The sequence below is a fragment of the Brevundimonas sp. DS20 genome, from assembly GCF_001310255.1.
Lineage (GTDB): Bacteria > Pseudomonadota > Alphaproteobacteria > Caulobacterales > Caulobacteraceae > Brevundimonas > Brevundimonas aurantiaca.
On sequence record NZ_CP012897.1, the window covers coordinates 3,306,388 to 3,321,791 of the forward strand.

Annotated in this window: 17 protein-coding genes; 15 read left to right on the forward strand and 2 right to left on the reverse strand. The window is 68.4% G+C overall.

Going from position 1 to position 15,404, the window contains the following annotated elements:
* Positions 1-235 precede the first annotated feature (235 nt).
* From JL11_RS16215 to JL11_RS16265, 10 genes are all read left to right on the forward strand, one after another.
* Positions 236-862 carry a hypothetical protein gene (locus tag JL11_RS16215; RefSeq protein WP_054766566.1) on the forward strand — a complete coding sequence of 209 codons (627 nt, stop codon included), beginning with the start codon at positions 236-238 and terminating at the stop codon, positions 860-862.
* Between the two features lie 347 nt (positions 863-1,209).
* On the forward strand, positions 1,210-1,935 hold the full coding sequence (locus tag JL11_RS16225) for a 16S rRNA (uracil(1498)-N(3))-methyltransferase (protein ID WP_054766568.1): 726 nt from the start codon (positions 1,210-1,212) through the stop codon (positions 1,933-1,935).
* A 277-nt stretch (positions 1,936-2,212) separates the two neighbouring features.
* Entirely contained in the window at positions 2,213-3,574 is a 1,362-nt protein-coding gene (locus tag JL11_RS16230) for a glutamate--cysteine ligase (RefSeq protein WP_054766569.1), read from the forward strand.
* 59 nt (positions 3,575-3,633) lie between these two features.
* Complete coding sequence (locus JL11_RS16235) at positions 3,634-5,256, forward strand: ATP-binding protein (RefSeq protein WP_054766570.1); 1,623 nt, start codon at positions 3,634-3,636, stop codon at positions 5,254-5,256.
* A 134-nt stretch (positions 5,257-5,390) separates the two neighbouring features.
* The gene (locus JL11_RS16240) at positions 5,391-5,636 is read left to right on the forward strand and encodes a type II toxin-antitoxin system ParD family antitoxin (RefSeq protein ID WP_054766571.1); all 246 of its coding nucleotides are present in this window, start codon (positions 5,391-5,393) and stop codon (positions 5,634-5,636) included.
* Entirely contained in the window at positions 5,636-5,956 is a 321-nt protein-coding gene (locus JL11_RS16245) for a type II toxin-antitoxin system RelE/ParE family toxin (RefSeq protein ID WP_054766572.1), read from the forward strand. Before JL11_RS16240 ends, JL11_RS16245 begins: the two co-directional genes overlap by 1 nt.
* A complete protein-coding gene (locus tag JL11_RS16250) occupies positions 5,953-6,702 on the forward strand; it encodes a DUF72 domain-containing protein (RefSeq protein ID WP_054766573.1) in 750 nt (249 codons plus the stop codon). The genes JL11_RS16245 and JL11_RS16250 overlap by 4 nt, the downstream gene beginning before the upstream one ends.
* A 69-nt stretch (positions 6,703-6,771) precedes the next feature.
* Positions 6,772-7,833: an NAD(P)-dependent alcohol dehydrogenase gene (locus JL11_RS16255; RefSeq protein WP_054766574.1), complete on the forward strand. Its 1,062-nt coding sequence runs from the start codon at positions 6,772-6,774 to the stop codon at positions 7,831-7,833.
* A gap of 121 nt (positions 7,834-7,954) precedes the next feature.
* A complete protein-coding gene (gene phbB / locus JL11_RS16260; protein WP_054766575.1) occupies positions 7,955-8,680 on the forward strand; it encodes an acetoacetyl-CoA reductase in 726 nt (241 codons plus the stop codon).
* Positions 8,681-8,728: 48 nt separating this feature from the next.
* Positions 8,729-9,499 (forward strand): DUF4908 domain-containing protein, encoded by a 771-nt coding sequence (locus tag JL11_RS16265; protein ID WP_054766576.1) that lies wholly within the window; start codon positions 8,729-8,731, stop codon positions 9,497-9,499.
* Here JL11_RS16265 and gloB read toward each other — a convergent pair.
* Entirely contained in the window at positions 9,489-10,217 is a 729-nt protein-coding gene (gloB, locus tag JL11_RS16270) for a hydroxyacylglutathione hydrolase (protein ID WP_054766577.1), read from the reverse strand. The genes JL11_RS16265 and gloB overlap by 11 nt on opposite strands.
* Positions 10,218-10,262: 45 nt before the next feature.
* On the opposite strand from gloB, the gene JL11_RS16275 reads away from it, so the two are divergent.
* From JL11_RS16275 to JL11_RS16295, 5 genes are all read left to right on the forward strand, one after another.
* On the forward strand, positions 10,263-11,006 hold the full coding sequence (locus tag JL11_RS16275) for a class I SAM-dependent methyltransferase (protein ID WP_054766578.1): 744 nt from the start codon (positions 10,263-10,265) through the stop codon (positions 11,004-11,006).
* Positions 11,007-11,076: 70 nt separating this feature from the next.
* Positions 11,077-11,583, forward strand: a complete 507-nt coding sequence (locus JL11_RS16280; RefSeq protein WP_054766579.1) for a SixA phosphatase family protein — start codon at positions 11,077-11,079, stop codon at positions 11,581-11,583.
* On the forward strand, positions 11,580-11,924 hold the full coding sequence (locus JL11_RS16285; protein WP_054766580.1) for a DUF952 domain-containing protein: 345 nt from the start codon (positions 11,580-11,582) through the stop codon (positions 11,922-11,924). Before JL11_RS16280 ends, JL11_RS16285 begins: the two co-directional genes overlap by 4 nt.
* Positions 11,921-12,967 (forward strand): quinone-dependent dihydroorotate dehydrogenase, encoded by a 1,047-nt coding sequence (locus JL11_RS16290; RefSeq protein ID WP_054766581.1) that lies wholly within the window; start codon positions 11,921-11,923, stop codon positions 12,965-12,967. The genes JL11_RS16285 and JL11_RS16290 overlap by 4 nt, the downstream gene beginning before the upstream one ends.
* Positions 12,968-13,039: 72 nt before the next feature.
* Complete coding sequence (locus JL11_RS16295) at positions 13,040-14,959, forward strand: ATP-binding protein (protein ID WP_054766582.1); 1,920 nt, start codon at positions 13,040-13,042, stop codon at positions 14,957-14,959.
* Here the strand turns inward: JL11_RS16295 and JL11_RS16300 are convergent.
* A complete protein-coding gene (locus tag JL11_RS16300) occupies positions 14,926-15,366 on the reverse strand; it encodes a very short patch repair endonuclease (RefSeq protein WP_054766583.1) in 441 nt (146 codons plus the stop codon). The genes JL11_RS16295 and JL11_RS16300 overlap by 34 nt on opposite strands.
* Positions 15,367-15,404: the final 38 nt, after the last annotated feature.

Here is a 15,404-nt window from a genome sequence, read left to right on the forward strand (position 1 = left end):
CTGTCGGCCATTGTGGCGGCGACGGAGGAAAGACGGACGCGCGACTGAGGCCACCTTCTCCCCTCGCGGGAGAAGGTGGCAGCCGAAGGCTGACGGATGAGGGGTTACACCGGCTCTGACAGTTCAGGCTGAACGACCCCTCATCCGGCCCTGCGGGCCACCTTCTCCCGCAAGGGGAGAAGGAAGAGAGAGTTGCGTCCGGGTTTGGCGTAACGGGGGTTTAGGCCGTGGGGGCATGAGCCAGGGCATTCACCGCAAGATCCGATCCGACGCCGTCTGGGCCGAGGTGCGCAAGGCGTGGGAGGCTGGGGAGACCGCGCGGTCGGTGGCGCGGCGGTATGATGTGGGGGTGCACGCCCTGTGGAAGCGGCGCGAGGCGGAGGGCTGGGCGCGGCCCGAGCCGAAGGCGGGGCCGGTGGAGCCGGCCGAGGGCTGGGGCGCCTATGTGCAGGGGCGGCGCGACGCCTTCGAGGCGCGTCTGGAAGAAGCGCGGGCGCTGGCGGAATGTCTGGTCGAGGCGATGAAGGACGAGCGGCTGACGCGGGCGCCGCACTGGCATATTCCGTGGCTGTATCGCTGGCGCGCCGACCATCTGGGCCCCGAGGCGGCGGCGCGGGACCGCGAACGGGCGGTGGAGATGGGGTATGTCTGGGCCGAGGCGTTCTGGGACGAGGACGGGGCGCTGAGGCCGCTTTACCGACTGGATGCAGAGATGGCGCGTCTGCACCCGCAGGAGTGGCGCCGGGCGGTGGGCGTGCCGGAGGGGGTGGAGGTGGGACTCCTTCTTCCCTTGCGGGAGAAGGTGGGCGACCCTCGGGCTTGTCCCGAGGGGAGGTCGGATGAGGGGTTGCACCAGCCCTGACGGTCCACGCCGAACCGACCCCTCATCCGGCCCTGCGGGCTACCTTCTCCCGCAAGGGGAGAAGGAAGGACGCCTCCGGGTCGAGGACGCGGTTCAGTTGGGCGTGGGGGGTCTTCATCTCGGCGGCCAAGCTATCCCCTGATCTTTCGTCATCCTCCGGCAAGCCGCGCCGGCCGCCGCGCCCCGGTCGCCACCTGACTAAGAAGAGGGCCGAGAACCTGACCGAGTCCATGCACGAAGAGGCGGCTCGCTTGCGCGACGAGATCAAGCGTATGAAGAAGATGGACCTGGAGTTCGCCCAGGACATGATGAGCAGCTGAGCCCCTGCGGCGATCGAGACCTGACCCATGATACGTCTTTATGTGACCGGCGACCTGTCGCCCGGCGCCGCCGTCGCCCCGACCCTGGACCAGTCCCGCTACCTGACCCAGGTGATGCGGCTGAAGGCGGGCGACGAACTGCTGGTCTTCAACGGCCGCGACGGCGAATGGCGCGCCTTGATCGCCGAGGTGCTGAAGAAGGGCGTCATCCTGCGCGCCGAGGCCCAGACCCGACCCCAGACGCTCGGCCCGGATCTGGAGCTGATCGTCGCCGTGGTGAAGAAGGCCCGGGTCGAGACCATCGTCGAGAAGGCGGCCGAACTGGGCGCCCGCCGGGTGCGGCTGGTGCTGACGAAACGCACCAATGCGGACCGCATCCGTCTGGACCGGCTGGACGCCATCGCCGAGGAGGCCGCCGAACAGACCGGCCGCTTGGACGTCCCCCGCATCGACGATCCGATCAAGCTGGACGCCCTCTTGACCGATTGGGAGGCCGGGCGGCGGCTGATGTTCTGCGACGAAACCGGCGGGGCGCCGGCGATCCGAGCGCTGACCCAGGCGTCTCCTCCGGCCGCCAAATGGTCCATTCTGATCGGCCCCGAAGGCGGCTTTTCGCCCGAGGAGGGCGAACGGCTCCGCGCCCTGCCCTTCACCACCGCCGTTTCGCTCGGCCCCCGCATCCTGCGGGCCGACACCGCCGCCATCGCCGCCATGACCCTGTGGCAGGCGGCGGTCGGGGATTGGGACCGCTGAGAGACGCCATTCCTCCCCCATTCCTCCCCCCTTGGGGGAGGGGGACCGCCGCGCCCTTGCGCGGGGGTGGAGGGGGCGCGACGCCGCAGCGCCCCCTCCGTCTCTCCGCTGCGCTCCGAGCCACCTCCCCCAGAGGGGGAGGATCTCCAACACCCCCATTCCGCGAAGCGGTGGAGGGGGAAGGCCTGCGAATAAGCGCCGCCCCCTTGAGCCTTGCCTCAACCTCGCCCATCTAGCCGCGACAGACGGTCGCTGATGCGCCGAAGGGGACTGACGCATGACCGACAACGCGCCGCTGAGCCGGACCGCCCTGATCGAGGCCATGTCCAAGGGGATCAAGCCCAAGGACCAGTGGCGCATCGGCGCCGAGCACGAAAAGTTCGGCTTCGACAAGACCACCCTGGCCCGCCCCGCCTATGACGGCCCGAACGGCATCAAGGCCATGCTGGAGGGGCTGCAGCGCTTCGGCTGGACGCCGGTCGAGGAGAACGGTTTTCTGATCGGGCTGGAGCGCAAGAACGACGAGGGCTTCGTCGCCTCGGTCAGCCTGGAGCCCGGCGGGCAGTTCGAACTGTCGGGCGCGCCGCTCCTGACCATCCACGACATCTGCAATGAGACCGGCCAGCATCTGATGGAGGTCAAACAGGTGGCCGACCAGCTGGGCGTCGGCTTCCTGGGCGCCGGCTTCGACCCTTTGTGGACCCGCGAGCAGACGCCGGTCATGCCCAAGGGCCGCTATGACATCATGCGCGCCTATATGCCCAAGGTGGGGTCGCTGGGCCTGGACATGATGCTGCGCACCTGCACCATCCAGGCCAATCTGGACTTCGATTCCGAAGCCGACATGGTGCTGAAGTTCCGCACCTCCCTGGCGCTTCAGCCGATCGCCACGGCCCTGTTCGCCAACAGCCCCTTCACCGAAGGCCGGCCCAACGGCTTCCTGTCGGCCCGCGCCAATGTCTGGACCGACACCGACCCGGATCGAACGGGCATGCTGGGCTTCGTCTTCGAAGACGGCTTCGGTTTCGAGCGCTACGCCGACTATGCGCTGGACACCCCGATGTATTTCGCCAAGCGCGACGGTCGATACGTCGACGCCTCGGGCCAGTCGTTCCGCGATTTCCAGGCCGGCAAGCTGCCCGCCCTGCCCGGCGACTATCCGACCATCAAGGATTGGAACGACCACCTGACCACCCTCTTCCCCGAGGTGCGGCTGAAGGCCTATCTGGAGATGCGCGGCGCCGACGGCGGCCCGTGGAGCCGGATCTGCGCCCTGCCCGCCCTCTGGGCCGGCGTCCTGTACGACGCGCCGTCGCTGGCGGCCGCCTGGGACCTGGTCAAGGACTGGGACATCGCCGACCACGAGCGCCTGCGCCGCGACGTGACCCGCCTGGGCCTGAAGGCCGAAGTTGCGGGCCGCAGCGTGCGCGACATCGCCGTGGACCTGGTCAATATCGCCAAACAGGGTCTGAAGAACCGGGCGCGCTTTTCGGGCGGCATGGTGGACGAGCGCGGCTATCTGTCCGAACTGGAGGACATCGCCGACAGCGGGATCACCCCCGCCGAGCGGCTGCTGGACCTGTACCACGGCCCCTGGGGCGGCGATGTGAAGCGGATTTACGCCGATTTCGCCTATTGATGAAAAGGCGTCCTTAACCCGCAAGCTGTACGGCGTGTCCCATACGGGTAAGCCGAACAATGACCAGCCGCTCGATCGCAGACTCGCTCACGCCTGCCGCGCCCTTTGACGCCCCTCGCAGGGCGCCGGAGCTGGATCTCGACACCTTCTTCGACGTCTCGCTGGATCTGCTGGTGGTGCGCGACATCAACGGGCCCGTGCTCAAGGCCAGCGCCTCCTGGTTCACCGTGCTCGGCTATCGTCCCGAGGCGTTGGTGGGCCGCCTCCTGCCCAGCCTGATCCATCCCGACGATCAGGAGGCGACGCGCCAGGCCATGGCCGAGGTCGTCAACCGTCGGCCGGGCGATCCCGTCCTGGGCCAGATCAACCGGTATCGCCACCGGGACGGCCGCTACGTCACCCTGGAATGGCGCGCCCAGCGGTTGGGGAACCGGATCTTCGGCGTCGCGCGCGACGTCACCCAGAAGGTCGCGGCTGAGCGCGCCCTGATGGAGGCCAAGGCCGCAGCGGAAGCCGCTAACCAGGCCAAATCCGACTTCCTGGCCAATATGAGCCATGAAATCCGCACGCCCTTGAACGGCGTCATCGGAATCGTCGACGCCCTGTCGAAGACCGACCTCAGCCCAGAACAGGCCGAGATGGTCGCCTTGATCGCGAGTTCGGGCGTAACGCTGGAGCGCCTGGTCTCGGACATTCTGGACGTATCCAAGATCGAGGCCGGCCAGTTGAACCTGGAGACCCGCCCCTTCGACCTGGACGAGGCGCTGGAGGCCAGCCTGGACGTGGCGCGGCTGCGGGCCGAGGCCAAGGGCCTGACCCTGGAGGTGCGGCGCGACGCCGACGCCCGCGGCGTCTTCGTCGGCGACAGTCTGCGAATCCGCCAGATCCTGGACAATCTCCTGTCCAATGCGGTCAAGTTCACCCAGCACGGCGGCGTCCAAGTGGACGTCCGGGTGTGCGAAGACTCCGATGGCCTGACCGTGCTGAGCCTGACGGTGCAGGATACGGGGGTGGGCTTTTCCTGCGACCAGGGCGCGCGCCTGTTCGAGCGGTTCACTCAGGCCGACAGCACCGTCACCCGTCGCTTCGGCGGGACCGGTCTCGGTCTGTCGATCTGCCACGCCCTGACGGAGATGATGGGCGGCCGCATCAGAGCCGCCTCGACACCGGGCGTCGGCAGCCGGTTCACGGTCGAAATTCCGTTGCCGCGCGTCAGCAGCCTGGGTGATTACGATGTCCAGACACGCGGCCGGGCGACGCAGATCGCCGCGCCCCTGCCCGCGCTCCGCGTGCTTCTGGCCGAAGATCACCCCGTCAACCAGCGGGTCGTCCAGTTGATCCTGGGCGCGCACGACATGCAGATCGTCACGGTCGACAACGGGCTCCAGGCCCTTGAGGCCTTCCAGAGCCAGGACTTCGACCTGGTGCTGATGGACATGCAGATGCCGGAAATGGACGGCCTGACGGCGACACGCGCCATTCGCCGGGTGGAGGCGAGCCGCCGCAGGCGCACTCCCGTCATCATGCTCAGCGCCAACGCCATGGACGACCACCGCCGTCAGGCCCTGGCGGCCGGCGCCGATCTGCACGTCTCCAAGCCCGTCACCGCCGCCGCCCTGCTGGGCGGCATTCAGGTCTTGATGGCCGCCCCTGCGACCGCCTCTGACGTGCGAGCGGGGTAAGGCCCCGTCCTGAGGGACAAATCGGACACATCGGACAGTTCGGACACCCTTTTTCGGCCGATCGTCCCTTGGGGGTGGAAATTGACAAAGTTTGCCAAAGGTCCATCCTCTGCCGCGATAGGGAAGGACCGCCCATGGCTACGATGAACATCTCCCTGCCCGACCCGATGAAGGCCTGGGTCGAGGAACAGGCCCAATCGGGCCGCTACGCCAACGCCTCCGACGTCATCCGCGACCTGATCCGCCGCGAGCAGGTCAAGGCGGAAAAGATCGCGCACTGGCAAAGATTGATCGCAGAGGCCGACGCCTCTGGCGTTTCCGATCAGTCTCCGCGTGAAGTGATTGAGGAACTGCGCGCCCAGTTGCGCCGCGCCTCCTAATGCTTCGCCTGAGCCGCGAGGCGCGGGCGGACTTGCAGCAGGTCTATTTGCAAGGTCTGGAACTGTTTGGGAGCCGTCAGGCCGATGACTATATCGAGGGCCTGTTCGCGAAACTGGATTTGCTTACGGACTTCCCCCGGCTCGGAGCCGCTCGGCCCGAGTTGAGCGCGGACGCTCACGTGATGTTCTACAAGAGCCATGCCGTCCTCTATCGGATCGACGATGCGGACGTGTTTATCCGACGCATTCGGCACGCGCTTGAGGATTGGCAATCCGATGGCTCTGAGGTCGGATCGAAAGACGAAGGGAGCGAACCATGACCCACCCCATCCACATCGGCATAGGCGGCTGGACCTATGAGCCCTGGCGCGGGGTCTTCTATCCAGAGGGCCTGGTTCAAAAGCGCGAGCTGGAATACGCCGCCTCGAAACTGACCTCGATCGAGATCAACGGCACCTATTATTCGACCTTCAAACCCGACAGCTGGAAGAAGTGGCGCGACGAGACGCCGGACGGCTTCGTCTTTTCGGTCAAGGCCAGCCGCTACTGCACCAATCGCAAGGTCCTGTCCGAAGGCGGCGAGAGCTTCGACCGGTTCCTGTCCCAGGGCCTGACCGAACTGGGCGACAGGCTGGGGCCGATCAACTGGCAGTTCATGGGCACGAAGAAGTTCGATCCTGAGGACTTCGAGGGTTTCTTGAAGCTGCTGCCGCCCGAGAAGGACGGGGTCCGCCTGCGCCACGCCCTGGAGGTCCGCAACCCGACCTTCGCCACCGAACAGTTCTATGACCTGGCCCGCAAATACGGCGTCGCCATCGTCTACGCCGTCGATGACGAAGAGCCGACCTGGCCCCAGATCGACGAGGCGACCGCCGACTTCTCCTATGCCCGGCTGATGTCCAGCCGCCAGGACGAACCGACCGGCATGACCGCCGACGAACTGTCCGCCGTCGCCGACCAGGTCCGCGCCTGGGCCGAGGACGGCGAGGTCTTCGCCTATTTCATCTCGGGGGCCAAGGCGCGCAATCCGGCGGCGGCCATGGCTCTGATCGCCCAGCTCAAATAGGGCCGGCCTTGCGGGCGGCGCCGGCGGTGCGCATCTGTCGGCCACGCCCCAAAGCCTGAAGGACTCTCCATGCCGATCGCCACCCGCGCCTTCGCCGCGACCGCCGCCGACAAGCCCCTGGTCCCCTACAGCTTCGAGCGGCGCGATCCCGGCCCGGACGATGTGCTGATCGAGATCAAATACTGCGGCATCTGCCATTCGGACCTGCACATGGCCCGCAGCGAGACCGGACCCGCATCCTATCCCCTGGTGCCGGGCCACGAGATCGCCGGCGTGGTCAAGGCCGTCGGCTCCAGCGTCGTCCGTTTCAAGGAAGGCGACCGCGTCGGCGTCGGCTGCATGGTCGACAGCTGCCGCGAATGTTCATCCTGCCGGGAGGGGCTTGAGCAATATTGCGTGCCCGGTTTCACGGGCACCTATGGCGGCAAGGACAGGAAGGGCGGCACGGCCGAGACCATCACCCAGGGCGGCTATTCCGACCATATCACGGTGGATCAGCACTTTGTCGTCACCATTCCCGACAGCCTGCCGCTGGACGTCGCCGCCCCCCTGCTGTGCGCCGGCGTGACGACCTATTCGCCGCTGAAGGAATGGAAGGTCGGACCGGGCTCCAAGGTGGCGGTCATCGGCCTGGGCGGACTGGGCCATATGGCGGTCAAGCTGGCCGCCGCCATGGGCGCCGAGGTCACGGTCCTGTCCACCTCTGACCGCAAGAAGGCCGATGCGGAGCGGATGGGCGCCGAACATTTCCTGATCAGCAGCGACAAGGCGGCGATGAAGGCGGCGGCCGAAAGCTTCGACCTCATCATCAACACCGTCTCGGCGACCCACGAGATCGCCGCCCACACCCAGCTTCTGGCCCGCGACGGGACCATGGTCATGCTGGGGCTGACCACCGAGGGCCTGCCGGTGTTCGCCGTGCCCCTGCTGTGGCGTCGGCGGCGGATCGCCGGCTCTCTGATCGGCGGCATGGCCGAGACCCAGGAGATGCTGAACTTCTGCGCCGAACACGGCATCGTCTGCGACATCGAGACCATCGCCCCGGACCAGATCAATGACGCCTATGAGCGGATGCTGAAGTCCGACGTCCGCTATCGGTTCGTCATCGACATGGCGAAGATGGCGGCCTGACGCGCCTGAACAGACGTAAAGGCGCCGCAGGGGAAATCGGCCTTTGATCCGCAACCCCTGCGCGGCTACACCTTGAGCGACAGTCCGCAGCAGACGGACGCGAGGAAACAAGGACGGACGGATGGCGCGCGTAGCATTGGTGACCGGCGGAACCCGGGGCATAGGCAAGGCGATCGTTCAACGCCTCAGCGAGGACGGCATAAGGGTGGCCGCCGGCTATTCCGGCAATGACGAGGCGGCCCAGGCCACCGCCCGCGCCTTGGGCGTCATGGTGGTCAAGGGCAATGTCGGCAGTTTCGAGGACTGCGCCCGCGCTGTCAGCGAGGTCGAGGCCGAACTGGGTCCGATCGACATCCTGGTCAACAACGCCGGCATCACCCGCGACGGCTTCTTCCACAAGATGAGCCACGACCAGTGGTCCGACGTGATCCGGGTGAATATGGACAGCGTCTTCAACATGACGCGCCAGGTCATCAACGGCATGCGCGACCGGGGCCACGGCCGGATCGTCAACATCTCCTCGATCAACGGTCAGAAAGGTCAGATCGGCCAGACCAACTATTCCGCCGCCAAGGCCGGAATGATCGGCTTCACCAAGGCCCTGGCGCTGGAAAACGCCAGGAAGGGCGTGACCGTCAACTGCATCGCCCCCGGCTATATCGACACCGAAATGGTCGGCGCCATGGACCCCAAGGTTCTGGAATCGATCGTGTCGCAGATTCCCGTTGGCCGCCTGGGCAAGGGCGAGGAGATCGCCGACATGGTCTCCTGGCTGGTGGGCGAGCGTGCTGGATATGTCACAGGCTGCACCCTGTCGCTGAACGGCGGCCAATACCTGGTCGGGTGAACGGGCTTCGCCCAAAATCCGCCGCGTGACGGTTTCATCCATAGTCTCATGATGTTGACGGGATCGGCCTGGGCGAAAAAATCGCCGCGCGGGACTGCGACGGCGCTTGCCGCCGTCGTCGCCCTTGGCCTGTCCGTCGCCGCCCCGGCCGTCCTGCCGGCCGACTGCCACGCCCAGTCGCGCCGCAACCTGCCCCCGTCGGCCCGCTACGTCTCCGGCACGGGTCAAGCCTTCGTGCTGGATGTGACGGGCGCCCGGCCCCTGATGCGGTTCGAGCAGTCGACCGAGATCTGGGTGCTGCGTCCGACCGCCGCGCCGCGCGGCGACATCATCTATCGCAACGACAACGGCGATCAGATCCTGCGGGTCACGCCCGACGGCGGCATGACCCTCTACACCACCGCCGCGCCGCAAGGCTCGCCGGTGTCGCGCAACGGCGAGGCCGCGCCCCTTCTGGCGCCCGGCCTGACCGCCGTTCAGCTGTGGAACTACATCGTCCGCCAGAGCGACCGCGCCAGCCGGGCTCTGGGGCGCCTGGTCGTGGTCGATGTCGATATCCAGCCGGGGTCCGAGGCGGTGGCCGCCGACGCCCTGTCCACCGCCGTGGACGCCATCGTCCGCATGGCCCGCTCGCCCAATCTACGGTCCGAAGCCAACCGCATCCGGCGGATCGAAATCGTCGATCAGGGCCGCACCAGCCAGACGGCCTTCAGCCGCGGCACCCTGCGGATCGTGATCGAGCCGCGCGCCGGCGTCGCGGGCCGCCCGTCCTCGGCGCGGATCGTGCGCCTGGTGGCGGACGACGTCCTCAGCCGCTGAAGCCGTCCTTGGCCGCCCGACGCGCGGCGAACTGCTCTGCGTCACCCGCCCGCAGGAAGGGGTTGAACCGCAGTTCCGTCTCGAGGGTCGTGGGCACGGTCGCCTCGCCCCGCGCCCGCGCCTCAAAGATCGCCTCGGCGTGGGCGGCCGTCTCGGGCCGGGGGTCCAGGCTCAGGGTGAAGCGCGCATTGGCGGCCGTATATTCATGGGCGCACCAGATCACCGTCTCCGGCGGCCAGGCCGCCAGGGTCTGAAGGCTGGCCCACATCTGTTCGGGCGTCCCCTCGAACAGGCGGCCGCAACCCAAGGCGAAGAGTGTGTCGCCGACGAAGGCCGCCCCCGCCTCCACCGACCGATAGACGACGTGGCCCAGGGTGTGGCCCGGCGTACCCGTGACCTCGAACCGTGTCTCGCCCACCGCGATCGTGTCCCCATCGCCGACGACGCGGTCCAGCGGCGCCACGCGCGCCACCTCCTGCGGCCCCACGATCTCGCAGCCCGTCTCGGCCTTCAGCCTTTCGTTGCCTTCTGTGTGATCGGGATGCCAGTGGGTGTTCAGGATCAGGTCCAGCCGCCCCCAGCCCAGGCCGTCCAGCTCTTGCAGGATGCGCGCCGCGTCCGGCGTATCGACCGCCGCGACGGTTCCCGTCGCCCGATCGCGGATCAGAAAGCCGTAGTTGTCGCTGCGGCACGGGAACAGATGAACGTCCAGGGTCATGGCGACGTTCTAGCAGGACGGACCCCGGCGGCCTATGGTGGCGACATGCGGCGCAGCATCGACGAGCTTCGAACCTTCTACGGCGAGCCGACCGGCGCCCTGGCTCGTCGACTGCTGGCGCGTCGGCTGGAGGACGCCTGGGGCGAGGCGACAGGCTGCGACGTTCTGGGCCTGGGCTACGCCACCCCCTGGCTGGACGCCTTCATCGGGGCGCGACGAGTCGTGGCGGCCATGCCCGGCGGCCAGGGGGTCGAACACTGGCCCAGCGTCGGCCGCAACCGCAGCCTGCTGGTCGATGACCGCCGCCTGCCTTTCGCCGCCGGCGCCTTTGACCGCATCCTGCTGGTCCACGCCCTGGAAGAGGCCGACGACCCGACGGCCCTGCTGCTGGAGGCGGTGCGCGCCCTGGCCCCAACCGGCCGCATCATCCTGGCCGCCGCCGCGCGGGGCGGGCTCTGGTCCCGCGCTGAAAACACCCCCTTCGGCCACGGCCGGCCGTTCACGCGGGGCCAGCTGGAACGGCTGGTGCGCGAGGCGGGGCTGGAGCCGACGGCCTGGTCCCAGACCCTCTATGTCCCACCCTGGTCGCCCCTTCTGCCCCTGGCCGACGGTTTCGAACAGGTCGGCCGTCGGATCGCGCCTGGCGCGGCCGGTCTGATCCTGCTGGAGGCGTCGCGTCAGGCCTACGCCCGCATCCGCCCCAGCGGCAAGGCCCAGCGCGTCCCGGCCAAGGCGGCGCTTGCGCCTCAGCCTGCCGCCTCCGTCTCGCACGACGGGCCGCTCGGCTGATCGCTTCTGACGGGGAGTTGACGTCGTTCCATCTGGTCGCCGCCTGCGAACGGCCTTATGGCGAAGCCCCATGCATCGACTGATCCTCATGCGGCACGCCCAGGCCGAGCCGAACAGCCCGTCCGGCGGCGATGAAGCCCGCCCCCTGTCCGCCGTCGGACGCAACGAAGCCCTGCTGATGGGGCGGGCCCTGGCTGAGCGCGGGCTGAAGCCCGATCTGGCCCTGGTATCCTCGGCGGTCCGCACCCGCCAGACCTGGGAGCAGATGCATGACGCCTTCGGCGATGTGGAGGTGCGCGACGAGCCGCGCCTGTACAACGCCCCCGCCGACGTCCTGCGCGGCTTCGTCGAGGCCAGCGAGGAAGAGGCCGGCTGTCTGCTGGTTCTGGCCCACAATCCGGGGGTCCATGCGCTGGCCGGCGACTATCTGTCGGAAAGCGCGGCCTCGCCCGCCATTCTCGATCGCCTGGCCGGGGGTTTTCCGACCGGGGCGGCGGCCCTGTTCACCGTCGATGCGGCCGGGCGCTGCACCTACGAAGGCTTTCTGACCCCGCGCACCCTGGGCGGGGCGGCATGACGTCCGTCGCCTACAAGATCCTGTCGTCGAACGACTGGCGCCGCATGGTGGCGGAAGGTCGCTACCAAGGCTCCGTCGTCGATCTGGCCGACGGCTACATCCATATGTCGACGGCCGATCAACTGGCCGAGACCGCGCGCCGCCACTACGCCGGTCAGGCCGATCTGATGCTGCTGACGATCGATCTGGCGCTGCTCGACGAAGCCCTGGTGTGGGAGCCGTCGCGCGGCGGCGCCCTGTTTCCCCATCTCTACGCCCCCCTGCCCGTCGCCGCCGTCACCGCCAGCCGCCCCTTCGCCGTAGCCGAGGACGGGGCCATGCGGTTCGAGGATGCGGCATGAACCTGTTCGACGGCTTGGCGGCCGGCCTGCGCCGTCTGGACCCGGAAACCGCGCACCGGCTGGCGATCCAGGGTCTGGCCCTGGCGCCCCTGCCCGCCGCCCCGGTCGATGATCCGATCCTGCACACGACAATCGCCGGCCTCGACCTGCCCAATCCGATCGGCCTGGCGGCGGGATTGGACAAGAACGGGGAGGCGCTGGGCGGCCTGTCGCGGCTTGGCTTCGGCTTTGTGGAATGCGGCTCGGTCACGCCACGGCCCCAGCCCGGCAATCCCCGGCCGCGGCTGTTCCGACTGCAGGAAGACCAGGCGATCATCAATCGCATGGGCTTCAACAACGCCGGGCTGGACGCCTTCGCCGCCCGGCTTGAGCGACGCCCCCAGGGCGTCGTCGTCGGCGCCAATCTGGGCGCCAACAAGGATACGGAGGACAAGGCGGCCGACTATGTCGCCGGGCTTCAGCGCCTCGCGGGCCGGGCCGCCTATTTCACGGTCAATATCTCCTCGCCCAATACGCCCGGCCTGCGCGCCTTGCAGGGGCGGGACCAGCTGGACGATCTGCTGGGTCGGATCGAGGCGGCCCGGCCGACGGCCCGGTCCGACCGCGCGCCGGTCTTTCTGAAGATCGCGCCGGACCTGGTCGCAGGCGAGATCGGCATGATCGTCGAGGCCGCCCTGGCCCATCGGATCGACGGGCTGATCGTCTCCAACACCACCCTGGAACGCCCCGAAACCCTAAGCTCGCCCCAGGCCGGAGAGAGCGGCGGCCTGTCGGGTCTTCCCTTGCGTCCCTTCGCCGAAAGGGCGCTGCGGGCGGCGGCCGAGGCGGCGCAAGGCCGTCTGCCGCTGATCGCCGTCGGCGGGATCGACAGCGGGGCCGAAGCCTATGCTCGCCTTCGCCTGGGGGCCTCGGCGGTGCAGATCTATTCCGCCCTGATCTATCAGGGACCGGGATTGGTCGGCGCGATCAAACGCGACCTGGCCGCCCGCCTGCGCGCCGACGGGTTTTCCACCGTTTCCGCCGCCGTGGGATCGGGCCGTTGACGGAGCGTTAGTTTCGATCTGCGCATCCTGTGGCCCGACGAACGAAGACCGTTCGCGCCGATGGGAAGCGGAATGCAACAGACGAACATGGTCCCAACGGCTGTGAGTGGCTGGACTGTGGCGTCTCGCTTCCGCGCCAAGCAGGCGGCGCAACGGCTGGCGACGGCGGCGGCGACCGCCCTGGTCGTGACGCCGATGCTGGGTTGGCGGCTCTCGCTGCTCTGGCTGCTGATCTACGGCCTGGCCCAGACGGTGGAATGGGCGGTCCTGCGCATGGCTTCACGCGCGCCCGACGCTCGCCTACGGAAAATCCCGACCTGCGCCGCGATCCTGATCAGCGCCGCGACCTTCGGCGGCCTGTCCATTCCCATGTGGCTGATGGGCGGCGCAATGGGCGGCCTGTGCGCGGCCCTGATGCTGCCGGCGCAGATGCTGTTTTCGATGATCAACGCGCCCCGATCCAAGATGCTTCTGGCTGCGACCCTTTCGCCACCGATGCTGTATCTGCTGTCCACGCCGTTCTTCGCCGCCCATTTCGGGGCCGGCGTCTCGGTCATCATGACCGCCTCTGCGGCCGTGGTGATGTTCGTCATCTTCACCGTGCTCAGTTGGCAAATCATCAGCGAGACGGCCGAAAAGCGCCAGCGGGCGCGCGACGAGGCGGATCGGCTGCGGCGGCAGGCCGAACAGAATCTGGCGGCCCATACCGCCTTCCTGGCGGCGATCGGCCATGATCTGCGCACCCCGATCGGCGCCATCCTGACCGGCGCGGCCGAGCTTCAGGCGGCCGACGCCGCTTCTCGCGCCAACACCGCCCTGATCACCGACGCGGGCCTCATGATGAAGGCCCTGCTGGACGATCTTTTGGACCACACCCGCATCGGCGCCGGCCGGATGAAGGTCGAGGTGGTGGATTTCGATCTGCGCGCCATGCTGGCCCAGACCCTGCGTCTGTGGCGCGGACCGATCGAGGCCAAGGGCCTGACCTTGCGGGTCGAGGGCGCCGCCCAGATGCCGCGCGACGTCAAGGGCGATCCCATGCGGATCCGTCAGGTGCTGAACAATCTGATGTCCAATGCGGTCAAGTTCACCGCCGAGGGACAGATCACCCTGCGCCTTGAGGCCTGGCCGGAAGAGCCGTCCGGCTATGCCCTTCTGTTCGAAGTCGCCGATACGGGTCCGGGCCTGACCGCCGAGCAGATGGAGCGCCTCTTCAACCCCTTCGATCAGACGGCCGAAGGCGTCGGCGCCCAGTTCGGCGGCTCGGGCCTGGGCCTGTCCATCAGCCGGGATCTGACCGAGTTGATGGGGGGACGGCTGACGGCGCGCAGCGCCCCCGGCCAGGGCGCGCGCTTCACCGTGTCTCTGTTCCTGCCGGCCGGCCGGGCGACGGAGCGAACGGCTCCAGCGGCCCGGGGGCTGACGGCCCGCCCCGACGCGCTGGCCCTGCCCCTTGCCGCTCCGCCTATTGCGCCCCCTGCCGAAGACGTCCCAGCGCCGGCCGCCGAGACGCCGCCCGTCGAGACGCCGGCCGCGCCGCCCCCGTCCGAAGAGGCCGACCGTCCGTTGAAGCTGCTGGTGGTCGATGACCACGACATCAACCGTCGCGCGGTTCAGCTGATCCTCGAGCCCCTGGGCTGCGACATCGTCACCGCCTCCGACGGGGTGATCGCCTTGCAACGCTGCGCCGAAGTCGTCTTCGACGTCATCTTCATGGACGTGCGCATGCCCGAGCTTGATGGGCGCGAGACCACCCGCCGGCTGCGCGCCGGCGACGGTCCGAACGCCCGAACACCCGTTGTGGCCGTGACGGCGGATTCCGCGCCGGAAGACATCGCCGCCTGCCAAGCCGCCGGCATGGCCTATTTCGTCTCCAAGCCCCTGACGCCGCCGGCCCTGTTCGCAGCGCTACAGCATGTGTTGGACGACGCGGCCCAGGACGCAGGCGCTGCAACGCCTCAGCCTTCGACCTCAGACGTCGACGCGGCCTGACCCTTGATCTCGGCGACCAGCCGAGCGGCGAAATCGGGTGTGCGCAGGTCACACTCCCATACGATCACCACCCGCCAGCCGTCGGCCGTCAGGGTCTCGGCCGATCGCGCGTCTCTGGCGCGGTTGCGGGCGATCTTGCCGCCCCAGTAGTCGGCGTTGGCCTTGGGCTTGCGCGATCCTCGCGGACAGTCATGGCCGTGCCAGAAGCAGCCGTGGACGAAGACGGCGACCCGCCGCCCTTTCATTGTCAGATCCGGCCGTCCCGCCAGCCCCTGGCCGCCTAGCCGATAGCCGATCCCGGCCGCGCGCAGCACCCTGCGCACGGCCAGTTCGGGCGAGGTGTCCCGCCCCTTGACGCGGCGCATCACCGCGCTGCGCTTCTCGGGGCTGAAGACGTCCGTCGTCATGCGTGTTGGGCCGCGCTCAAAATGCGAGGCGTCGGCGC